Annotated in this window: 14 protein-coding genes; 8 read left to right on the top strand and 6 right to left on the bottom strand. The window is 71.4% G+C overall.

Annotated features, from left to right (window positions below):
• Positions 1-74: 74 nt before the first annotated feature.
• From FB157_RS10035 to FB157_RS10015, 5 genes are all read left to right on the top strand, one after another.
• A complete protein-coding gene (locus tag FB157_RS10035; protein ID WP_145878112.1) occupies positions 75-941 on the top strand; it encodes a haloalkane dehalogenase in 867 nt (288 codons plus the stop codon).
• Between the two features lie 284 nt (positions 942-1,225).
• A complete protein-coding gene (locus tag FB157_RS10030; protein ID WP_145878110.1) occupies positions 1,226-3,061 on the top strand; it encodes a glycoside hydrolase family 3 protein in 1,836 nt (611 codons plus the stop codon).
• Positions 3,062-3,208: 147 nt separating this feature from the next.
• Complete coding sequence (locus FB157_RS10025) at positions 3,209-3,856, top strand: hypothetical protein (protein ID WP_145878108.1); 648 nt, start codon at positions 3,209-3,211, stop codon at positions 3,854-3,856.
• 97 nt (positions 3,857-3,953) lie between these two features.
• Positions 3,954-4,271 carry a CU044_2847 family protein gene (locus FB157_RS10020; RefSeq protein ID WP_145878106.1) on the top strand — a complete coding sequence of 106 codons (318 nt, stop codon included), beginning with the start codon at positions 3,954-3,956 and terminating at the stop codon, positions 4,269-4,271.
• A complete protein-coding gene (locus FB157_RS10015; RefSeq protein WP_261386240.1) occupies positions 4,264-8,409 on the top strand; it encodes a trypsin-like peptidase domain-containing protein in 4,146 nt (1,381 codons plus the stop codon). Before FB157_RS10020 ends, FB157_RS10015 begins: the two co-directional genes overlap by 8 nt.
• Before the next feature lie 48 nt (positions 8,410-8,457).
• On the opposite strand, the gene FB157_RS10010 is transcribed toward FB157_RS10015, so the two are convergent.
• The 5 genes from FB157_RS10010 to FB157_RS09990 all read right to left on the bottom strand — a co-directional run bounded on the left by FB157_RS10010 (position 8,458) and on the right by FB157_RS09990 (position 16,369).
• A complete protein-coding gene (locus FB157_RS10010) occupies positions 8,458-9,882 on the bottom strand; it encodes a S28 family serine protease (RefSeq protein WP_145878105.1) in 1,425 nt (474 codons plus the stop codon).
• Between the two features lie 111 nt (positions 9,883-9,993).
• Positions 9,994-10,386 carry a hypothetical protein gene (locus FB157_RS10005; protein ID WP_145878103.1) on the bottom strand — a complete coding sequence of 131 codons (393 nt, stop codon included), beginning with the start codon at positions 10,384-10,386 and terminating at the stop codon, positions 9,994-9,996.
• Between the two features lie 117 nt (positions 10,387-10,503).
• A complete protein-coding gene (locus FB157_RS10000; RefSeq protein ID WP_145878101.1) occupies positions 10,504-14,235 on the bottom strand; it encodes an ABC transporter ATP-binding protein in 3,732 nt (1,243 codons plus the stop codon).
• A 92-nt stretch (positions 14,236-14,327) separates the two neighbouring features.
• Complete coding sequence (locus tag FB157_RS09995; RefSeq protein ID WP_145878100.1) at positions 14,328-15,392, bottom strand: esterase-like activity of phytase family protein; 1,065 nt, start codon at positions 15,390-15,392, stop codon at positions 14,328-14,330.
• A 53-nt stretch (positions 15,393-15,445) separates the two neighbouring features.
• Positions 15,446-16,369, bottom strand: a complete 924-nt coding sequence (locus FB157_RS09990) for a serine hydrolase (RefSeq protein WP_145878098.1) — start codon at positions 16,367-16,369, stop codon at positions 15,446-15,448.
• Positions 16,370-16,499: 130 nt separating this feature from the next.
• Here FB157_RS09990 and FB157_RS09985 point away from each other — a divergent pair, with 130 nt between their 5' ends.
• From FB157_RS09985 to FB157_RS09975, 3 genes are all read left to right on the top strand, one after another.
• Positions 16,500-18,803, top strand: a complete 2,304-nt coding sequence (locus tag FB157_RS09985; protein ID WP_145878096.1) for a glycosyltransferase family 39 protein — start codon at positions 16,500-16,502, stop codon at positions 18,801-18,803.
• 223 nt (positions 18,804-19,026) lie between these two features.
• The gene (locus FB157_RS09980) at positions 19,027-19,380 is read left to right on the top strand and encodes a peptidase inhibitor family I36 protein (RefSeq protein WP_145878095.1); all 354 of its coding nucleotides are present in this window, start codon (positions 19,027-19,029) and stop codon (positions 19,378-19,380) included.
• A gap of 166 nt (positions 19,381-19,546) precedes the next feature.
• On the top strand, positions 19,547-20,896 hold the full coding sequence (locus tag FB157_RS09975) for a VanZ family protein (RefSeq protein ID WP_261386239.1): 1,350 nt from the start codon (positions 19,547-19,549) through the stop codon (positions 20,894-20,896).
• A 24-nt stretch (positions 20,897-20,920) separates the two neighbouring features.
• On the opposite strand, the gene FB157_RS09970 is transcribed toward FB157_RS09975, so the two are convergent.
• Complete coding sequence (locus tag FB157_RS09970) at positions 20,921-22,606, bottom strand: thiamine pyrophosphate-binding protein (RefSeq protein ID WP_145878093.1); 1,686 nt, start codon at positions 22,604-22,606, stop codon at positions 20,921-20,923.
• Positions 22,607-22,608 lie beyond the last annotated feature (2 nt).

Genomic DNA, 22,608 nt, shown 5'->3' with positions numbered 1-22,608 from the left:
GCGGAATGTCCAGGGGGTGGACCGCGCGCGTCGCGGGCAGCCCTCGCCAGATAATAGCCATGGACATAATATCCATGTACGGTATTCGTATGCCCACGACTCCAGTCCTCGACTCGGCCATCCATCACGAGGAGTCCGGAAGCGGTACTCCCTTCGTCTTCCTGCACGGCAACCCCGCCTCCTCGCACACCTGGCGCAAGGTGCTGCCCGGCATCGGCGCCGGCCGCCTGCTCGCCCCCGACCTGATCGGCATGGGCCGCTCGGGCAAGCCGGACATCACTCACCGCTTCGCCGACCACGCCCGTTACCTGGACGCCTGGTTCGACGCGCTCGGCCTGGACGACGTGGTCCTGGTGGGCCACGACTGGGGCGGCGCGCTCGCCTTCGACTGGGCCGCGCGGCACCCCGGGCGGGTGCGCGGCATCGCCTTCTTCGAGACCATCGTCAAGCCGATGGCCTGGGAGGAGCTGAGCCCGCAGGCCCGCAGGCGCGCCGAGACGATCCGCTCGGCGCAGGGCGAGCGGATGCTGGACGAGAACCTCTTCGTCCGGCAGGCCTACTCCGGCGGCGTCCTCACCCCTCTGCCCGAAGCCGAGGTGGAGGCCTACCTCGCGCCCTACCCCACCCCCGACAGCCGCCGCCCCCTGCTCTCGTGGGCGCGCCAGCTGCCGCTGGGCGGCGAACCCGCCGACCTCGTGGCCCGCATCGAGGCCTACGACGCCTGGCTGGCCAAGAGCCCCGACACGCCCAAGCTGCTGCTGACCTTCGAGGGCTCACCGACCCTGCTGATCGGCCCGGAGACCGCCGGGTGGTGCGCCACCCACCTGGCGGGCCTGGAGACGGTGCACTGCGGCCCGGCCGGCCACCACGCCACGGAGGACCGGCCGGCCGAGATCGCGGCGGCCGTCTCCTCCTGGGCCGACCGGCACGGACTGCGCTGACCTCCCGTCAGGGGAACCCACCGCCGCCCGCACCCGTCCAACCCGCGAGCTGCCGGACGAGTCCGTGGTGCGGTGTCGGCCCTCGCCGCAGGCCGCGAACGCCGACGCACCCTCTCCGCCGCATCACGCCCGACAGCCCACCGCCATCGGCGCGCCCCCCTCCCAAGCGCCGATGGCGGCCTCATCCTGGCTTACTGTGCAGTCCCTTGACGGAAAGAAACTTCCCGGATATTGGTGACTCCTCGGAAGTTTCCTTCAGCGGTTCTCCTCTGGAAGGAGCGCACGTGCACCACACCAGCACGGGAAGCACGGGAAACACCGCACGGCCGTCCAGACGGGCCGTCCTCGCCGCGACCGCGGGCCTCACCGCCGCGCTGACCGTACCGGCCGGCGCCGCCCACGCCGTCACCTCGAACGACCGCGCTCTGCGCGCCCTGATCTCCCGCATGAGCCTGGAGGAGAAGGTCGGCCAGCTCTTCGTGATGCGGGTCTACGGCCACTCCGCCACCGCCCCCGACCAGGCCGACATCGACGCCAACCTCAAGGAGCTCGGCGTCCGCACGGCCGCCGAACTGATCGAGAAGTACCGGGTCGGCGGGATCATCTACTTCACCTGGGCCCACAACACCCGCGACCCCCGGCAGATCGCCGACCTGTCCAACGGCATCCAGCAGGCCTCCCTGGAGCTGCCCCGCGGCCTGCCGCTGCTCATCGCCACCGACCAGGAGCACGGAATAGTGTGCAGGGTGGGCAAGCCGGCCACGCTGTTCCCGGGCGCGATGGCGATCGGCGCGGGCCGCTCCCGTTCCGACGCCCGCACCCTCGGCCGCATCTCCGGTGCGGAGCTGCGCGCCATGGGCATCAACCAGGACTACTCCCCCGATGCCGACGTGAACGTCAACCCGGCCAACCCGGTCATCGGCGTACGGTCCTTCGGGGCCGACCCGGACGCGGTGGCGGCCCTGGTGGCGGCCGAGGTGGGGGGCTATCAGACCTCCCGGGTCGCGGCGACCGCCAAGCACTTCCCGGGACACGGCGACACCGCCGTCGACAGCCACACCGGCTTCCCGGTCATCACGCACAGCCGTGACCTGTGGGAGAAGCTGGACGCCGTCCCCTTCCGGGCGGCGATCGCCGCGGGCATCGACTCGATCATGACGGCCCACATCCAGTTCCCGGCGCTCGACGACTCCGGCGACCCGGCGACCCTGTCCCACCCGATCCTCACCGGCATCCTGCGCGGCGAACTCGGCTACGACGGGGTCGTGGTCACCGACTCCCTCGGCATGGAGGGCGTGCGCACCAAGTACGGTGACGACCGGGTGCCGGTGCTGGCCCTGAAGGCCGGCGTCGACCAGCTGCTCAACCCGCCCTCGATCGACGTGGCCTGGCACGCGGTGCTGAACGCCGTCCGCGACGGCGAGCTGACCGAGACCCGGCTGGACGAATCGATCCTTCGCATCCTCCGCCTGAAGGCCCACCTCGGACTGCTCGACGGCGCGTACGTCCCCCGGTCCGCCGTCGACCGCACGGTGGGCACCGCATCCCACCTGGCCACGGCGGACCGGATCGCCGAACGAACCACGACCCTGCTGGTCAACGAGGACGACGTCCTCCCGCTGGACCCCCGCACCCAGCACAGGATCCTGGTCGTCGGCGCCGACCCGGCCTCCCCGTCCGGCACCACCGGCCCGCCCACCTCGGTCCTGGCCACCGCCCTCACCGAACTGGGCTTCGCCGCCACGGCCCTGTCCACCGGGACCGCACCCTCCGCGACGACCATCGCCAAGGCGGTGGCGGCGGCGCGGGACGCGGACGCGGTGGTCGTCGGGACGTACAACGTGACGGCGGGCAGCACCCAGCAGACCCTGGCCGAGCAACTTCTCGCCACCGGTACCCCGGTGGCGGCCGTCGCCATCCGCAACCCCTACGACGTGGCCCAGCTCCCCTCCGCCAAGGCCTACTTGGCGACCTACTCCTGGACCGACGTCGAACTGCGGGCCGCCGCGCGGGTGATCGCCGGACGGGTGAACCCGCGGGGCAGGCTCCCGGTGCCGGTGCAGCGGGCGGACGATCCGACCCAGGTGCTGTACCCCCTCGGCCACGGGCTGACGTACTAGACGTACGTCGCACACGGGGCACAACGCACCCAAAGGGCTGAAACCCTACTGTTCGCCTGACGTGGCCCCAGCGCCGGGGCCACGCTGGGCGGGGGTGTCTGGGGGTTGGCAGTGCCCGGACAGGGGGGTGTCTGGGGGGGGTTGGCGATGCGCGGGAAGGGTGCCGCACGGACGGCGTACCGCCTCCTGCCACCCACCCCTGCCCTCGCCGTCCTGGCGGCCGTCCTGACCAGCCTGCTCAGCGGCTGCCAGGGCCACGCGGACGCCCCGGTGGGCAACGCCCGGCCCGCCACCGCCCTCCCCTCCGGCTACGGCGCCCAGTTCCTCGCGGTCGGCGAGTGCAGCTCCTTCGGCACCACCAGCTTCACCGAGGTCCCCTGCACCGGCGAGCGGGCCGCCGCCCGGGTCGTCGCCCGCTACGACGGCACGACCGCCGACGGCCCGCTGTGCCCGCCGACCACCGACTTCGTGCTGCACATCAGCGAACAGCGACCGCGGGACGACGAGGACGGCGACGGCGCGATCCCTCAGGGCTACGCCTGCATGCGCAACCTGGAGCCCCCGCACCCCGGCGACCCGGGCGCCGGCGGCGGCCCCCGCACGATCCCCGGCGACTGCCTCTACGACTCCGGCGGCGGCCAGGTGCGGGAGACGGCGTGCGACGGGTCGGGACACCGGAAGCCGCAGTACGAGGTCGCGAAGGCGGTCACCGAGCGGTCCGAGTGCCCTGCGCCGACGGTGCTCTACGTCGAGTTGGGCGGGAGGCGGCCGGTGGGGTGCGCCCGGCCGGTGTGACGTCTCCTTCGTACGGCCCAGCTCGAGCTGCGGCATATGCCACCGGTGCCGGATGCTGGCTGTGATCCCTGGTGGGCGCGCGAGCGGAGGAGGAGGCGTGACACCTCTGACCCGGATTCCGTTGGAGGGCGGGGGCTGGGTGCTGGTCGAGGGGGCGGCCGGGGTGGACGGGCCGGTGAAGGCCGGGCGCGTCGGGGACGCCATCCGCGAGGTGCCGGAGACTCTGCAGGACGCTCTGGAGCCGGTCACCCGGGTGGCGCAGGTCGCCCTCGACCAACTGCGCAAGGCCCGGCCCGACTCGATCACGGTCGAGTTCGGCGTGAACCTCGCGGTCGAGGCCGGGGCGGTGATCACCAAGAGCAGCGCGAACTGCCATCTGCAGGTGACCGTGGCGTGGACGGGCAACGGTGGCTAGCTCCGGGAGCGGGGCGGACGCGGGCCCGTCCTCGGATCTGCCCAGGGCGGTGGCGCAGATCCTCGGGCCGGACGGGAGCGTGGCGGGGGCGGCTTTCCTGGTGGCCGAGGATGTCCTGGTCACGTGTGCGCACGTGGTGCGGGCGGCGAACTCCGGGCCGGGCGAGCGGGTGCTACTGGCCTTCCCTCGTGCGGCGGGTGGTGCGGACAGCCTGGAAGGACAGGTCCTCCCCGACTCGTGGCGCGCACCGGAGGACGAGGACGTGGCCTTCGTCCGGCTGAGCGGCGCGCCGCCTGGCACACGGGTGTTGCCGCTGGGCTCGGCGGAGGGGTGCGGCGGGCATCAGGTCCGGTCGTTCGGCTTCCCCGCCCAGGCTCCGCGGGAGGGGCACTGGGGCCGCGGCGAGGTGGCCGATCTGCTGCCGGCCTCGGCGGGCAGGGGCGCGCATCTCCAGCTGACCGACGCGAACGACCTCACCACCGGGTTCAGCGGCGGGCCCGTTCTGGACAAGGTGACCGGCCTGGTCATCGGCATGCTCACCGAGATCACGGCGCCCGACGAGTGGGGGCGGGGACAGGACATCGCGTACGCCACCCCGACCGAGGTCCTACGGGAGGTCCGGCCCGAGCTGGCGGCGCAGGAGGTCTGCCCGTACCGGGGGCTGGAGCCGTTCACCGCGCAGCACGCCCAGTGGTTCGAGGGGCGCGGGGACGCGGTACGGCAGGTCGTGGCGAACCTGGCCCTGGGACGGCGGCTGACACTGCTGCTCGGGCCGTCCGGCTCGGGCAAGTCGTCGTTGATCCAGGCGGGTGTGCTGCGGGCGCTGGCGGAGGGGGAGGTGGTGGGGAGCGACCGGTGGCTGCCGGTGCTGGCGCGGCCCCGGCAGGATCTGCCGACGGAGATCGAGCGTGCCGGGCTGCCCGGGGCGGCGAGTGACGGGATCACGGCGGCGGTCGAACAGAAGCTGGCGAGCGAGCCTGACCACGAGCGCATTCTCCTGGTCATCGACCAGTTCGAAGAACTTCTGGTCCAGAGCACCGACGGCCGGCCGCAGGACTTCCTGGCCGTCATCGACGACATCGCCGCGGCCGCCGACGCGCCCACCAGGCTCAGCGTGATCCTGGTCATGCGCGACGACTTCTATCCCCAACTGGCAGCGCTTGCACCCAAGTTGCTGGAAACCGCGACACCCGGGCTGCTCAACGTGCCGGGCGCGCTGACCCAGCGCGACCTGCACGACATCATCGTGCTCCCCGCCGAGAAAGCGGGACTCCGCTTCCAGCCGGGGCTGCCTGAACAGATCATCAGTGACGTCCTGGAGAGCAGCCCCGAAGCGATGGCTGCTCGGCTGGCTCCGGTCACCGTGCTGCCGCTGCTGGAGTTGACACTCAAGCAGCTGTGGTCGCGCCGGAAGGACGGCTACCTCACCCATGAGGCGTACCGGCGCATCGGGGCGGTCACCGGAAGTCTGACCACGTGGTGCGACAGCGCCCTGGACAAGCTGTCCGCCGATCAGCAGCAGATCGCCCGGCGCATCCTCACCTCGCTGGTGCACCCGGCGGACCCCGGACGCCGTATCCCCGCCGTCCGTGCGCAGGTGCCGCTCGACGAGCTGCGCGACCTCGCGGCCGGCCCGGACAATGCCCCTGACGGCGACGTCGGCACCGTCATCGCCGCTCTCGCCCGCCATCGCATCATCACCACACAGACGCTCCGCGACCCTCATCGCCCCGATGCCCCACCGGGTGAGCCGGTGGCGGAGCTGATTCACGACGCCCTCATCCGCGACTGGGGTGCCCTGCGGGAGTGGGTACGCCAGGATCACCGTTTCCACGAGTGGCTCGAACGCACCCGTGAACGCCAGCTCCACTGGGCCGAGAAGCACGATCCAGGAGACCTGCTCGCCGGGACGGCGCTCGCCGAGGGCCTGGAGTGGTCGCAGCGTCGTGGTCTGCCGGACGACATCACGGAGTTCCTCAGCGCGAGCCGGCAGCGCCAAGGCGCGATCGCTCAGCGGCGCAGACGCCTCATCACCGTGCTGGCGACGTTGCTGGTACTGGCGCTTCTGGGCGGCGCGGGGGCGCTCTGGCAGTGGCGGACGGCCGTCGCGGAACGGCAGGCAGCGCTGTCCCGGCAGCTGGCCACGCAGTCCGACACGCTGTCCGCGACCAATCCCGAACTTTCCTCGTTGCTGGCCGTCGAGGCATACCGGATCAGCCCTACGCCCGAGTCCCTCGCCAGCCTGCGCTCCGCCGCCGATCTACCGTTGCACCGGCGCCTGTCCGGGCACACCAACTTGGTGTCGAGCGTGGCGTTCAGCCCCGACGGCCGCACCCTCGCCAGCGCCAGCAGCGACAGGACCGTTCGGCTGTGGGACGTCGCCACGGGGAGGACCCGGGCCATCCTGAGAGGGCACACGGACTCGGTGACCTCCGTGGCGTTCAGCCCCGACGGCCGCACCCTCGCCAGCGCCGGCACCGACGCGACGGCACGGCTGTGGGACGTCGCCACCGGCAGGACCCGCGGCATCCTGAGGGGACACTCCAGCTGGGTGACCTCGGTGGCGTTCAGCCCCGACGGCCGGACCCTCGCCACGGGCAGCAGCGATCACACCGTTCGGCTGTGGGACATCGCCACCCTGAAGACCCGCAGAATCCTGAATGGGCATACGGACCAGGTGTGGTCGGTTGCCTTCAGCCCGGACAGCCACACCCTCGCCTCCGCCGGCTGGGACGCCACGGCCCGCCTCTGGGACGTCGCCACGGGCGAGCAGCGCGGCATCCTGAGGGGACACACCAACGCGGTGCAGTCGGTGGCCTTCAGCCCCGACGGCCGTACCCTGGCCACCGGCAGCTGGGACACCACGGCGCTGCTGTGGGACGTGTCGACCCGAAAGGCACTCGTCGTACTGTCCGGACACAGCGACCTGGTGTACGCGGTGGCCTTCAGTCCCGACGGCCGCACCCTCGCCACCGCCGGCGTCGACCGCACGGCCCGGTTGTGGGACGTCGCCACAGGTGCGACCCGGCTCGAGCTGGTCGGGCACACCAACATGGTGTACGGGGTCGCGTTCAGCCCCGACGGCAACACCCTCGCCACCGGCAGCCGCGACAACACCGTGGGGCTGTGGAGCACGCACGGTGCAACCCGCACCACCCTGATCGGCCACACCAACGGGGTGACGTCGGTGGCGTTCAGTCCCGACGGCCACACCCTCGCCACCGCCGGCGTCGACCGCACGGCACGGCTGTGGGACATCACCACCGGCAAGACCCGCACGATCCTGAAAGGCCACGACAGCCAGGTCAACGCCGTGGCCTTCAGCCCCGACGGCCGCCTCGTCGCGACCGCCGGTGACACCACGGCCCGGCTGTGGGACACCGTCACCGGCCGGGCTCGCGGCGTCCTGAAGCACCCCTCCGGCGTGCAGTCGGTGGCGTTCAGCCCCGACGGCCACACCCTCGCCACCGCCGGCGTCGACCGCACGGCACGGCTGTGGGACATCACCACCGGCAAGACCCGCACGATCCTGATAGGCCACAACGACCAGGTCTACGCCGTGGCCTTCAGCCCCGACGGCCACACCCTCGCCACTGCCGGCGCCGACGCCACGGCACGGTTGTGGGACACCACCACCGGCAAGACCCGGGCCATCCTGAAAGGCCACAACGACCAGGTCTACGCCGTGGCCTTCAGCCCCGACGGCCGCACCCTGGCCACGGGCAGCCTCGACTACACGGCCCGGCTGTGGAACGTGGCGACCGGAAAGCCCCGCAGCACCCTGATCGGGCACGACGACTGGGTGAACTCCGTTGCGTTCAGCCCCGACGGCCGCACCCTCGCCACGGGCAGCAGCGACTGGACCATGATGTTCTGGAACGTGGCCACCGGAGAACCACGCGCGACCGAGTACGGACACGAGAACACCGTGCAGTCCGTTGCGTTCAGCCCGGACGGCAGGACCGTCGCCACGGGCAGCGCCGACAAGACTGCCCGCCTGTGGAACACGAACCTCCTGGCACCTTCCGCGGCGATCCACCAGATCTGCCGCGTCGTCAACCGGGACCTCACCCCGGAGGAACACACCGCCTATCTGCCCGGTCACTCAGTGGGCCATGTCTGCCCGACCAGGAAATAGCCGCGACGACGAAGCAGAACTCCGCCGTCGCGGCTGGTGGAGCGCCGGTCAGGGGCGCAGAGCGGGCTCCCGCTCCACACCCCGCGCATCCAGCTTCGCGTCGTACCGCGCCAGCGGCTTCGCCGCAGACGGGTCCTTCTCGACCGCGGTCGACGCAACCCCCGCCCACTCCAGGATCCGTGCCGTAGCCAGTGCCTTCTCCTCGGGCACCAGGCCCGCCACGTTCGCCCCGTGGTTCAGCCCGGGGGCCGTGAAGACGTACGAGTCACGGGCACCCTTGCCGAGGCGGAAGCGTTCCGAGCCCCAGGGGTCGTTCTGGCCGTAGACGAACAGCATGTGGTGCGCGTGGTGGCGGACCCACGTGTCGACGTTCCGCATCGCCCCGGGCTGGAAGCGCATCGGGATGGAGCGGGGTACGAAGTTGCGCGGGGGCTGGTAGCCGTAGCGAATCAACTTCCCTTCGATGTAAGGGAAGTGGATCGTCGGAGCGCCCAACTGGGTGCCCGCCTGGTAGTAGTACGGGGTGTACTGCTCCAGGCCCTGGTCGGTGTAGGCGGAGAAGCCCGAGATCGTGTCGACCGAGTTCCAGATCTCGTCGTCCGTCGCGGTCGCCGCGTTCGCCGGGACGGAGTCGCAGTCCTTCAGCAGGCTGTACTGCCAGAAGCCCCAGACGTAGTCGAGGACGACCGCCTCGTACGCCTTGTCCAGGCCGCCGATGGTGTCGAAGGTGTAGCCCCCGTCAGCGGCGAACTTCGCGTACTTCGCCTCCAGCGGCTCCCGGCGTACCAGCGCCTCGCGCTGGACCGCGTTCAGGCGGTCCCGGCACTCCTTGGTGCCGACCTTGGCGAAGAAGCGGTCGTAGGCCGAGTCCTCGTCGTTGACGACGTCGTTGGGGGCCACGTAGGCCACCACGCCGTCCATGTCACGGGGGTAGAAGCGCTCGTAGTAGGTGGCCGTCATGCCGCCCTTGGAGCCGCCGGTGGCCAGCCAGTTGGCCGAGTAGACCGGCTTCAGCGCCTCGTAGACGCGGTGCTGGTCGCTCGCCGCCTGCCAGATGTCCAGCTTGGACCAGTCCGCCGGGTCGGGGCGGGAGGGCGTGAAGAAGCGGTACTCCAGTGAGACCTGGTTGCCGTCCACGATCTGCGTGGGCTCGCGGCGGGACGGGTTCGTGGAGACGTTGTAGCCGCTGGTGTAGAAGACCGTGGGGCGCGAAACGTCCTTGTGCAGCACGGTGATGCGCTGCTGGAAGGTCCCGCGGTCCGGGTGCCGGTGGTCGACCGGCTGGGTGTAGTTCAGGACGAAGTAGCGGTACCCGGGGTACGGCTTCTCCTGGACCAGGCTCATGCCGGGTATCGACAGGAGCCGGTCCTTGATGTCGGTGGGCTCGGACTGTGCGGCGGTGGCCGCGCCCGCTGTGCTCAGCGTGCCTATGAACACCGTGAGCGCCAGCAGCCATCTGAGCGCCTTGCGCATGCGCACTCTCCCCTGTGAGACAGATGTGCGCCGGAAGCTATCGGAGCAACTTCCGTCACACCAGGGGGTATTGGGTGGTGTTCGCGATCAGCACAGGATTTCGGTACGCGGTCAGCAGAGGATCCAGCCAGAGCTGACCGAATCCCCGCTCACCGTGCCCTTCACCCACACGCAGCGCTCGCCCGCGTGGACCGTCACCGGGCCCGCGCGGTGCTTGTACCGGCCCTTGTCCACGACCGGGCGGTTGCCGCGGGCCTGCACGCTCACCGACATCACGCGCTTGACGCCGGGCTTCCGGGCGATGGTGACGGCACAGACGTAGCCGTTGCGCTTGAAGACGTGCACGGTGCCGGTGCTGAAGGGCAGGGTTCTCACCTCGCGCCCGGCGCAGGACCCGTCCACGGCCGCACTGGCGGTGCCGGGCACCGCCAGTGCGAGCCCGATGGACCCGGCCAGCACGGCCGCACCCATCGCCAGGCGTCGGCGTATCGCACCACTGTCCACTGTCGTCCTCCCCGTACCGCCGTCATGCATGGCCGATGACCGTACTGATGTACGGACGCACGACATGTGTCGGATGGTTGCACGGCCGTCAGAAGGACGGGCGACCGGATGCCTGCCTCAGTGCGCCACTCCCACCGGCTCCTCCGGCTCGGACTCGCCCACGAAGGTCCGCCACAGCTCGGCGTACTGGCCGCCGAGAGCGAGGAGTTCGTCGTGGGTGCCGTCCTCCGCCACCCGGCCGTGGTCCATGACCACCACCCGGTCGGCGCGGGCGGCCGTGGTCAGCCGGTGGGCGACCACCAGGGTCGTACGGCGGCCCGCCAGGCGGTCGGTGGCCTGGTTGACCAGGGCCTCGGTGGCCAGGTCCAGGGCGGCCGTGGCCTCGTCGAGGAGAAGGACGTCGGGGTCGACCAGTTCGGCGCGGGCGAGCGCGATCAGCTGGCGCTGGCCGGCCGAGAGGTTGCGGCCGCGCTCGGCGACCTCGTGGAGGTAGCCGCCCTCGAGCGTGGCGATCATCTCGTGCGCGCCGACCGCCCGTGCCGCCGCCTCGACCTCGGCGTCGGTGGCGTCGGGGCGGCCGTAGGCGATGGCGTCGCGGACGGTGCCCGGGAAGAGGTAGGCCTCCTGCGGGACCACACCGAGGCGGTGCCGGTACGAGGTCAGGTCCAGGGTGCGCAGGTCCGTGCCGTCGGCCGTGACCCGGCCGGAGGTGGGGTCGTAGAACCGGGCCACCAGCTTGACCAGGGTCGACTTGCCGGCGCCCGTCTCGCCGACGAAGGCGACGGTCTGGCCGGCCGGGATCGTCAGGTCTATGCCGGTCAGGGCCTCCTCCTCGTCACCGTAGGCGAAGTGCAGGTCCTCGAAGGCGATGTCGCCGCGCAGGGCGCGGACCTCGAGGGGTTCGTCGGCGGACTCCGTGGAGGTCGGCTCGCGCAGCAGCTCCTGGATGCGGCCCAGCGAGACCGTGGCCTGCTGGTAGCCGTCGAAGACCTGGGAGAGCTGCTGGACCGGGGCGAAGAACAGGTCGATGTAGAGGAGGTAGGCGACCAGCGCGCCGGTGGTGAGCGTGGCCGCCTCGATACGGCCCGCACCCGCGATCAGGACGCCCGCCGCGGCCACCGACGACAGCAGCTGCACGAACGGGAAGTAGACCGATATCAGCCACTGGCCCCGGATACGGGCCTGGCGATAGCTGTCGCTGCGCTCGGCGAACCGCCGCCCGCCGTCCCGCTCGCGCCGGAACGCCTGCACGATCCTGAGCCCGGCCACCGACTCCTGGAGGTCGGCGTTGACCAACGACACCCGCTCACGGGCGAGTTCGTACGCCTTCACGCTCGCCCGGCGGAAGAAGAAGGTGGCCACGATCAGCGGGGGCAGGGTGGCGAAGACGACCAGGGCGAGCTGGACGTCGAGCACCAGCAGGACGCCCATGATGCCGAAGAAGGTGACGACCGAGACGAACGCCGTGACCAGGCCGGTCTGCAGGAAGGTCGAGAGGGCGTCGACGTCCGTCGTCATCCGCGTCATGATCCGGCCGGTCAGCTCGCGCTCGTAGTAGTCGAGGCCGAGCCGCTGGAGCTGGGCGAAGATCTTCAGGCGCAGCGAGTACAGGACGCGTTCGCCGGTACGGCCGGTCATCCGGGTCTCACCGATCTGCGCGGCCCACTGCACCAGCACGGTGAACAGGCCCAGCAGGGAGGCCGCCCACACCGCGCCGAGGGCCGCCTTCGTGACGCCCTGGTCGATGCCGTGCCGGATCAGCACCGGCAGCAGCAGGCCGGCACCCGCGTCCACGGCGACCAGCAGCAGGCTGACGAGAAGGGGGGTGCCGAATCCGCGGAGCAGACGGCGCAGGCCGTACGACTTCTCGGGGCGCACCGCGCGCGCTTCGTCGATGTCGGGGGTGTCGGTGGCCGCGGGCAGTGCCTCGACCTGGGCGAGGAGTTCGGGGGTGGCCGGGGTGCCGGAGAGCGCCAGGTCCTTGGGCTCGCGGTCACCGGTCCACAGCCGCGGGGTGACCCCGCGCTCGGCGTCGAACTCGGCGTCCAGCTCCTCGCGGACGGACATGTCCTCCTGCGGCTGGACCGGGCGGGCGTGGCCCGGGGAGACCCCGCCCAGCTCGTCCGGGTCGGTCAGCAGACGGCGGTAGAGGGCGGAGCGCTCCTGGAGCTCCTCGTGCGTGCCGAGGTCGGCGAGCCGGCCGCCGTCCAGGACGGCGATGCGGTCGGCCAGGCCCAGCGTGGAGCGGCGGTGTGCGATGAGAAGGGTGGTGCGGCCCTCCATGACGTGCTTGAGCGCCTCGTGGATCTCGTGCTCCACGCGGGCGTCCACGGCCGAGGTCGCGTCGTCCAGGACCAGCAGGCGCGGGTCGGTGAGCAGGGCGCGGGCGAGGGCGAGGCGCTGGCGCTGGCCGCCGGAGAGGGTCAGGCCCTGTTCGCCGACCTTGGTGTCGTAGCCCTTGGGCAGCTCGGCGATGAAACGGTCCGCCTGGGCGGCGCGGGCGGCGGCCTCGATCTCCTCCTGGGTGGAGTCCGGGCGGCCGTAGGCGATGTTGTTGCGGACGGTGTCGGAGAAGAGGAACGAATCCTCGGGCACCAGCCCGATCGCCGCGCGGAGCGAGTCCATGGTCAGCTCGCGCACGTCGTGCCCGCCGATCAGGACGGCTCCGTGGGTGACGTCGTAGAAGCGCGGCAGGAGCAGGGAGAGGGTGGACTTGCCGGAGCCGGAGGAGCCGACGACGGCCAGGGTCTCCCCCGGCCGGATCTCGAAGCTGAGCCCTTCGAGCACCGGGCTCGTCCTGCCGGGCGCGCTCGCGTACCCGAAGGACACCTCGTCGAACTCGACGGTGGCGGGCGCGTCGGCGGGGAGGGTCTTCGTGCCGTCCTTCAGGGTCGGCTCGGTGTCGATCAGCTCCAGGACGCGCTCGGTGCCGGCGCGGGCCTGCTGGCCGACGGTGAGCACCATGGCGAGCATGCGGACCGGTCCGACCAGCTGGGCGAGATAGGTGGAGAAGGCGACGAAGGTGCCGAGGGTGATGTGCCCGCGGACCGCGAGCCAGCCGCCGAGGGCCAGCATGGCGACCTGCCCGAGGGCCGGGACGGCCTGGAGGGCGGGGGTGAACTTGCTGTTCAGGCGTATGGTCCGCAGCCGTCCGGCGAACAGGCGCCGCCCGACCTCGCGCAGCTTCCCGGTCTCCTGCTCCTCCTGCCCGAAGCCCTTCACCACGCGTACGCCGCTCACGGCGCCGTCGACGACACCGGCCACGGCGGCGGCCTGGGCCTGGGCGTACCAGGTGGCGGGATGGAGCCGGCTGCGGCTGCGCCGGGCGATCCAGCCGAGGGCCGGGGCCACGGCCAGGGCGACCAGGGTCAGCGGCAGCGACAGCCAGGCCATGATCGCCAGGGAGATCAGGAAGAGCAGGACGTTCCCGATGGTCATCGGGAGCATGAAGAGCAGGCCCTGGATCAGCTGGAGGTCGCTGGTGGCCCGGCCGACCACCTGCCCGGTGGACAGCTCGTCCTGGCGGCGGCCGTCGAGGCGGGTGATCGTGTCGTACATCTCGGTCCGCAGGTCGTGCTGGACGTCGAGGGCGAGCCGCCCGCCGTAGTAGCGGCGGATGTAGGTGAAGGCGTAGACGAGGACGGCGGCACCGACCAGCGCTCCGGCCCACGGGCCCATGGAGCGGCTGCGGTCACCGATGACGTCGTCGATGATCACCTTGGTGATCAGCGGGACCACGGCCAGCACGGCCATACCGGCCAGGGAGGACCCGAGGGCGAGGAGCACGTCCTTCGGATACCGCCAGGCATAGCCCGCCAGACGTCGTGCCCATCCCCGTTGCACTGCCACGCCGGTGCCTCCCGTTGAGATCTGCTCTTCCGGAAGGCTCCAACGTCAACAGGGACGGATTTCATCCCGCTGCAACAAAACGACGGCGCACGTCAGGCACGTACCCGCAGGTAGTAGAACCGGGTCGTCTGGGCCTGGTTCTGGTTGTCGTCACTGACCAGCAGGACCTTCAGGCGGCCGGTGTGGTCACGCCCCGTGATCGTCATGCCCTCGATGTTGTCGAGGAGGGGGTTCGGCTGGGGCTGCTTCGCCGTCGCGCCGAGGGCCGGACAGGTGGCGATGTCCGCGAGGAGAGTCTTCCTTATCAGTTGTACGTCCGGCTGGCCGGTAAGGATTTCGACGGTGCTGGTGTCCGTGGCGTGGCGCAGGTCGGCCTCGTAGAGGCGGACCGTGTTGCCGACGCCCGGGGTGAAGCCGCGCTCCAGGACGAGGAGGCGGCCGTCGGGGGTGGCCTGGACCTCCGGGACACCGAGGCCGGCGTCGGTGCGGTAGGCGTACTGGGCGGCGAGCCGGAAGCCGCCGTGGTGGCGGGTCCAGGTCTGGAAGCGGACGATGCCCGCGGTGTCGCCCGAGATCGAGGACTCCATGGAGGCCAGCAGGGTGCGGCCGCCGGGCAGCATCGTCAGGCCCTCGAAGGTCTGGTTGGCGGTGGCGCGGCCGGCCGGGGCGACCAGGAGGGAGGACGGGACCGGGAGGCGGTCGAGGATCTTCCCGTCCCGGGAGTAGCGGCGGACGGACGGCTCGGTCTCCGAGGAGATCAGCAGGGTGCCGATGGGGGTCCCCCCGCTCGAGCGAGGCCGAGAGTGGGGGAGGTCGATGACGAGCCCCTCGGAGTCGAGGTCGGCGCCCTTCTCGTCGGCGAGGTGGACGGCCGAGACCGGCTGCAGGGTCTTCGGGTCCAGGCCGAAGAGGGAGGAGCGGTCCTCCAGCGCGGCGAGGGAGCCGTCCCGGTCCACCGCGAGCGCGGAGAAGTTGCCGACGAACGTGCCCTGGTACGTCGTCTTGTCGAGCGCGTCGGAGAAGCGGTCGATGGAGACGGTCGGCGAACAGGCGTGGCCGTCCGTGGAGTTGGCGGCACCGGCGGGCCCGGCGGCGGTCAGGCAAGTGACCGCCGCCAGGCCGGCGGTAAGGGTCGCGAGTACGGTTCTCAGGCGCATGGGCGCCACCGTAGGGCGGACCGGTGACCGGCGGGAGACCGCCTCGTGAAGCGTCAGCCCCGCGGGGGCGCCGCCACGAACGCCTCGCTCGGCGTGCTGGTCGGGGTGTAGCGGGCGATGCCGGACGTCGTCGGCACCAGGTCCTTGTGGATGGCCTTGGCGACGTTCTGGATGGTGGTGACGCCGTAGTCCATGGTGCTGTTGTCCTGCGTCAGCACGCTCATCATGTAGTCGTGGCCGGCGCCGTTGAAGGTGCCCAGGCTGTGGACCCGCCAGCCGTGCGTGGAGCGCTGCAGCCAGCCGTTCTTGACGTGCACGGACACGGTGGACGGCGCACCGGCGGGCGTGCCCCAGCGCTGGTCGGAGATGACCTGGCCCATCAACTTCAGGATGTAGGCACGGGAGTTGTCGCTCAGCACGGTGTTCTTGGCGGTGACGAGCTTGAGCAGCTTCTGCTCGTCGGTGACGTTCTCCTGGGTCAGACCCCAGTAGCCGTCCGCGCCGGGCGTGGTCTTCGTCATACCGGCGGCGGACAGGAAGCCCTTGATCTTCGTCAGGCCCAGCTGCTTCCACAGCGTGCTGGTCGCGGCGTTGTCCGACTGGGTGATCATGGCCGTGGCGAGCGACTGCTCGGTCTTCGTCAGATACCGGTCGTGCTTCTTCGCGTCCCACAGCAGCGTGGCGAGGACGGTGACCTTGACCGTGCTGGCCGAGTCGTAGGCGCTGGTCGCGCGCAGGGTGCAGGTCGTCTTGGTGGTGCGGTCGTACAGGCCGACCGCGACGGTGCCCTTGCGGTTCGCGAGCGCCGCCGTGATGTCCTTCTGCAGCTTGGTGGCGAGGCCCGCCTTGCTGGACGTGCAGCTGACGGCGGGCGGCGCCGCCGCGGCCGGGACGGCGGCGGTGACGGCCGGTATGAGCACCACGGCGCCGAGAGCGGCTGCGAGCGCGCCGACGCGACTGAATGTGCGGGGATTCATACCCCTGTTGACACGCAGAGGCGACCGAAAGTTGCACACGCGTTCGGGGTTGACCCGCCCTTTGCCTATTCACAGGAAGGAGCCAGGTCCGGCACAGCGCGCACCCACCCCCGCTCGGCACGATGCGGCCGTGACCTCAGCCACCGATCCCCTCGCCCACCCGACGGCCGTGACCGCCGAACCTCCGCCCGCGACCGCGGCTGCGGCCGCCGCGCCGCGCTGGTCACTGCCCGCCCTGATCGCGATCATGATCCTGGCGGCGGTGCTCTACTCCTGGAACCTCTCCGGCTCCAGCCTCAACAGCTTCTACAGCGCGGCCGTGCTCAGCGGTACGCAGAGCTGGAAGGCGTGGTTCTTCGGCTCGCTGGACGCGGGCAACTTCCTCACCGTCGACAAACCACCGCTCGCCCTCATGGTCATGGGCCTGTCCTGCCGCGTCTTCGGCTTCGGCACCTGGCAGATGATGGCGCCCATGATCGTGGCCGCGCTGGCGACGATCTGGATCCTGCACACGTCCGTGAAGCGGGTGTGGGGGCACGGAGCGGCCGCACTGGCCGCGCTGGTCCTGGCGTCGACCCCCATCACCGTGGCGATCAACCGGGACAACAACCCGGACACGCTGCTGGTCCTGCTGATGGTCGGCGGTGCGGCCCTGGCCCTGCGCGCGGTGACGGGCGGCCGGCTGCTGCCGCTGCTCGGCTCGGCGGTCTGCTTCGGCCTCGCCTTCAACACCAAGATGCTGCAGGGCTACATCGCGCTGCCCGCGGTCTTCGCGGTGTACCTGTACGCGGCCCGGCTCCCGCTGGTGAAGCGGATCGTCAACCTGCTGCTCGCGGCTGTGGCCCTGGCGGTGTCCAGCTTCTGGTGGGCGGCGGCGGTCTCCCTGGTCCCGGCCTCCGAGCGCCCCTACATCGGCGGCTCGACGGACGGCACGGCCTGGAACCTGATCATGGGCTACAACGGCCTCGGCCGGGTCCTCGGCGGCGAGGGCAACGGCGGAGGCGGGGGCGGCGGAGGCGGCGGCTTCTCCGGCTCCGCGGGCCTCGGCCGGATGTTCAACGACATCCTCGGCGGGCAGATCTCCTGGCTGCTGCCCTTCTCCGCGGTCGCGCTCGTCGCCGGCCTGCTCCTGTGCGGCCGCGCCCCGCGCACCGACCTCACCCGCGCTGCGCTGGTGCTGTGGGGCGGCTGGACCGTGCTGCACTTCCTTACCTTCAGCATGGCCGAGGGCACCATGCACCCGTACTACACGACCGCGCTCGCGCCCGGCATCGCGGCGCTGTGCGGAGGCGGCGGCGTGATGCTGCTGCGGGCGTTCCGGGACGACAGGCGGTGGGCGTGGGTGCTCCCGGTCGCGCTCGGCGTCACCGCCGTCTGGGCGATCGTGCTGCTGCGCCGGGCCGCCGGCTGGAACACCTGGCTGTGGCCGGTGACCGGTGCGGTCATGGCGGCGGCGATCGTGGGCCTGTTCCTCTTCCGGAGCGGCGACCGGGCGCGGCTGCTCGCGGCTTCCGTCGTCGCTGCGGTCGTCGCGGCGGTGGCCGGTCCGGCGGCGTACGCCTGGTCGGTGCCGGCGGGTTCGGGCGGTGGCCGCATGGGCGGTACGAACCCGACGGCGGGACCGTCGACGGGGAGCGGCTTCGGCGGTGGGCCGGGCGGGGGCGGCAACGGTGGCCCCGGCAACGGCGAGCTGCCGGGCGGCGGCGCTCAGCAGGGCGGCCGGAACGGCGGGGCGAGCGGCGGCTTCCCGGGCGGCGGCGAGATGATGCCCGGCGGCGGGAACGGCGAGCTGCCCGGTGCCCCGAGCGGGCAGAACGGCCAGAGCGGCCAGGCTCCTGGGGGCAACGGCCAGATGGGCGGTATGCCGCCGGGCGGCCCCGGTACGAGCGGCGGCCCGGCCGAGGGCGGCGCCGGGCAGGGTGAACTGCCCGGCGGGGGCGCTGGATTCGGCGGTGGCGGCATGGGCGGTGGGCCCGGCGGCGGCATGGGCGGGGCGGACAGCGAGCTGATCTCGTACCTGAAGAAGCACCGGGACGGCGCCGAGTGGCTGCTCGCGGTGTCCAACTCGCAGAGCGCCGCGCAGATCGAGCTGAGCAGCAACGTGCCCGTCATCTCCATGTGGGGCTTCACCGGCTCCGACAACGCGATGACCGTCGCCAAGCTCAAGGAGCTGGTGAAGAAGGGCGAACTGCACTACGTCCAGATCGGCGGCGGCATGGGCGGCGGGCCCGGCGGGGGCAGCAGCCTCAGCTCCGAGGTGACGAAGTGGGTGAAGAAGCACGGTACGGCGGTGAAGGAGAGCGCGTACGGCCGGAGCACGGCATCGAAGTCGTCGTCCTCCAGCTCCTCGTCCGCCAACTCCGCGTCCTCGAAGTCCTCCTCGCAGAGTGACCGGGCGACGCTGTACCGCCTGGACCCGTCGGACGTCAGCTGACACGAGCGGCACGGCTCCACAGTCGAACGGCCCCCTGACCGTCCCCCGGTCAGGGGGCCGTTCGGCCGAGCCGGAAAAACGTACAGTGCCAATAGTCCTATTTGTTCGCCCACACCAGTGATGTCGATCTTGGGCCCGGGCGTGTCCCCGTCCCGGAACAGGAGCATGGCGGCAGCTCGGCACGACCGCCGAGGTATCCCAACTCCCTTTTCTGGAGAGGCCCGTGAAGTTTCGCTCCTGGTCCCTGGCCGCCGCTCTCGCCCTGACCGCCCTCCTCCTGCCCACCCAGACCGCCGCGGCCCAGGCCGCCGCTCCCTCCTGCCCCGACGGCTCGGTGTGCTTCTGGAGCGGAGAGGGCTTCGGCGGGGACTACTGGGAGTGGACGGCCCGCAGCGGCTACCGCGACATGCCGCCCAACCTCCATGACAACGTGGGCTCCTTCGTCGCCTCCACCCGTGCCTGCTTCATCAACTGGGACCCGACCGAGAAGCGGGACGTCTTCAACGGCGACTGGCGCTCCCAGTACTACGGAGACTTCGGCGGCCGCATCGACGGGGTGGGCCCCGGCGCCTGCTGATCCCGGGCCACCAGCCCCACCCCTTCGCTCAGGCGCTCCGGCGACAACTACTGCAAGGTAGGGTCGATTTCGAAAGTCTGGTCAATTCGCCGCCCGACACCCTGACCAGGTCGCCGGAGCGCGCGCCACCGGCCGGACCGGTGGCGCTTCACGGGGGAAGAGCAAGTTGTTCGAAGCTGTCTTCGGCGACGACATGGGGTTCCTTGCCGGACTCACCGTCGTCGCCGCTGTCATGGGGCTGGCCGTGTGGGCTGTGGCCCGGCGCCGCGAAGTGGATCACGCGGTGTGGTGGCTGCCACTGGCGTTCTGTCTGACCGGTGTCCTCGGCGTCACCCTCGCGCTACGTGGTGGCGAGGCGGGACGGGCCGAGTGTGTGATCAACCACGAGATCACCGAGCCGCTGTACACCACGCAGGGTCTGTGGAACCTGGCGATGTTCGTCCCGCTCGGCCTGTTCGGTGTCCTGGCGCTGCGGCGTCCGCTTCCCGTGCTCGTCGGTGTCCTCGCACTGCCCTGTCTCATCGAACTCGCCCAGGCCCTCGCCCCGTTCGTGAGTGGTATCTGTGACAGCGCCGACGTGGAGATGAACGCCGGTGGCGGCGTCCTGGGCGTGGCTGCCGGGCTGGTGCTGGTGCGGGGCCGGGTCGCGTGGCGTGCGTGGGCCACGCCCACGCTGATCGTGGCCGTGGTGTGCGCCGTGGCCGGGCCGGTCGTCTTCCAGACCGCGATCACCGCGAACCACGTGGACGGTTCCAGCGTGCGTGACGCGCACGGCGACGAGCGGGAGACCGCCGAGCGCGTCATCCGTGCGGCCTTCGGCGACCGGTACCACGTGGGCGATGTACGCGTCAGCCCTGGCGTCGACGGCTACAACGGCTGGATGTCCATACAGATCGCCGGCACGTACCCCGCGGAGCTGATGTGGCCCGGCGGACGCCGGCTGAACGTGAGCTTCGAGGACTCCGAGCCGCCGACGTCGGCGAGCTTCCCGGTCCCCGGCGCGGGCACGCCCCACGACGCCCAGGACGCGTACCGCATCGCCCGCTCCTACATGCAGGCTCATTACCCCTGGGCCGGTGCGGCTTCCTTCCACGAGACGCAACCGGTCGGCCGGAAAGCCGAGTTCGGCTGGCGCACGTCATGGCGGTTCAAGGAGCGCGGGGTGGCGATGCCGCGCATCCTCGACGTGCAGATCAACCGCGCCGGCCACGTCTCCCAGTTGCTGGCCGACTTCGGCCCCAAGCAGGTGGACCTTCCGGCCCGGCTGCTCTCGGCGAAGCAGGCCGAGGCGATCGCCGCCAGGCAGTGGAAGAAGAACGGTGCCGATCTCCACACTCTGAGGATCCACGCCGACGAGCTGCGGACCGAACGCGCCAAGGGCTGGCAGGGCCCCTGGCACGTGGTGTGGTCCGTGAGTGTCCTGGAGACCGGCTGCAAGCCCGACAAGGACAGCAGCGGCTGCGACCCGATGAACACGGTCCTCGACGCGGGTACCGGGGAGATCTACGACGAGTGAGACGCCCTCCGGGCCGCAGGCGCCCTAGCCCAGGTGCGTAGGCGCGAACATCCGCAGTACGGCGGGGAGCACGACGACCGAGGGACCGGGGGACGCGAGTGCCTTCGTCAGGTCCTCCTCCAGGCTCTCCGGCGTCGTGCGGACCCCGGGGACTCCGAAGGACTCGGCGAGGGCGACGTAGTCGGGGCGGGTCAGTTCCGTGGCCGTCGCCTCACCGAAGGCGTCGGTCATGTACTCGCGGAGGATGCCGTAGCCACCGTCGTCGACGATCAGCCAGGTCACGGGGAGGTCGTACTGCCTCGCCGTGGCCAGCTCGGCGATCGAGTACAGGGCTCCGCCGTCGCCCGAGACCGCCAGGACCGGCCGGCCGGGGTCCGCGGCGGCCGCGCCGAGCGCCGCCGGGAAGCCGTAGCCGAGGCCGCCGGCGCCCTGTGCGGAGTGCATGGTGTTCGGGCCCTGCGCGTCGAAGGCGGACCATGCCCAGTAGGCCAGGATCGTCATGTCCCAGAAGGACGGGGAGCCGGCGGGGAGGGCGCGCCGGACCGAGGCCAACACGTCCTGTTCCAGGGTCAGTTCCTGGGCGGCGATGCGGGAAGCGACCCGGGAGAGCACCTCACGTACGCGCTCCGGCGCCGACGCGTCCGTGCGCTCCTCCACCGTCTCCAGCAGGGCCTGGAGGGCCAGCCGGGCGTCCGCGTGGATGCCGAGGGCCGGATGGTTGGACTCCAGCTTGCCGAGGTCCGCCTCGATCTGGACGACCCGGCCCCGGGGCTTGAACGTGTGGTAGTTCGAGGAGAGTTCGCCGAGGCCCGAACCGACCACCAGCAGGACGTCCGCGTCCTCCAGGAAGTCCGTCGTGTGGCGGTCCTCCAGCCAGGACTGGAGGGAGAGGGGGTGGTTCCAGGGGAAGGCGCCCTTGCCGCCGAAGGTGGTGACCACGGGGGCGTCCAGCTTCTCCGCCAGCGCCTTCAGCTTCCCCGAGGCGTCCGAGCGCACGACTCCGCCGCCCGCGATGATCGCCGGGCGCGCGGCGCGGGACAGCAGGTCCGCGGCCACCGCCGTCAGTTCGGGGCGCGGGACCAGGTCCTCCGGAGTCGCGTCCATCGCCGTCACCACCGGCAGGGCGGTCTCGGCGAGCAGCACGTCCTGCGGGATCTCCACCCACACCGGCCCGTGCGGGGCGGTCAGCGCCGACTGCCAGGCCGCCGCGATGGCCGAGGGGATCTGGGACTGGGTGCGCACCGTGTGGACCGACTTCACCACACCCCGGAACGAGGCCGCCTGGTCCGGGAGTTCGTGCAGGTAGCCGTGGCGGCCGCCGCCCAGGCCCGGCGTCGGGATCTGGCTGCTGATCGCCAGGACGGGGGCGGAGGCGGCGGCGGCCTCCTGCAGCGCGGCCAGTGAGGTCAGCGCGCCCGGGCCGGTCGAGAGCAGCAGCGGGGCCGCCTCGCCGGTGACGCGGCCGTACGCGTCCGCCGCGAAGCCCGCGTTGTTCTCCACCCGCAGGCCCACATACCGCAGGGACGAGCGGCGCAGGGCGTCGAACATGCCCAGCGCGTGCTGGCCGGGCAGCCCGAAGACCGTCGTCGCGCCGAGCCCGGCCAGCGTCTCCACGACCAGGTCTCCGCCGTTGCGCCCGGGGGGCGGGTTCAGAGCGGTCGAGATCTGTGCCGCCGTCGGGCGGAGTACCAGGTCGTGGTCGTGAGTCACTG

The organism is Streptomyces sp. BK340, assembly GCF_007827595.1.
Taxonomy (GTDB): Bacteria; Actinomycetota; Actinomycetes; order Streptomycetales; family Streptomycetaceae; genus Streptomyces.
The sequence above is the reverse complement of the archived record's forward strand: the minus strand, read 5'-3'. Positions and strand labels throughout refer to the sequence as shown.

Excerpts from the sequence above, each read along its gene's own strand:
- FB157_RS10035 (WP_145878112.1), top strand. The coding sequence starts at position 75 with ATGTACGGTATTCGTATGCCCACGACTCCAGTCCTCGACTCGGCCATC.
- FB157_RS10025 (WP_145878108.1), top strand. The coding sequence starts at position 3,209 with ATGCGCGGGAAGGGTGCCGCACGGACGGCGTACCGCCTCCTGCCACCC.
- FB157_RS10010 (WP_145878105.1), bottom strand. The coding sequence starts at position 9,882 with ATGCGCAAGGCGCTCAGATGGCTGCTGGCGCTCACGGTGTTCATAGGC.
- FB157_RS09995 (WP_145878100.1), bottom strand. The coding sequence starts at position 15,392 with ATGCGCCTGAGAACCGTACTCGCGACCCTTACCGCCGGCCTGGCGGCG.
- FB157_RS09990 (WP_145878098.1), bottom strand. The coding sequence starts at position 16,369 with ATGAATCCCCGCACATTCAGTCGCGTCGGCGCGCTCGCAGCCGCTCTC.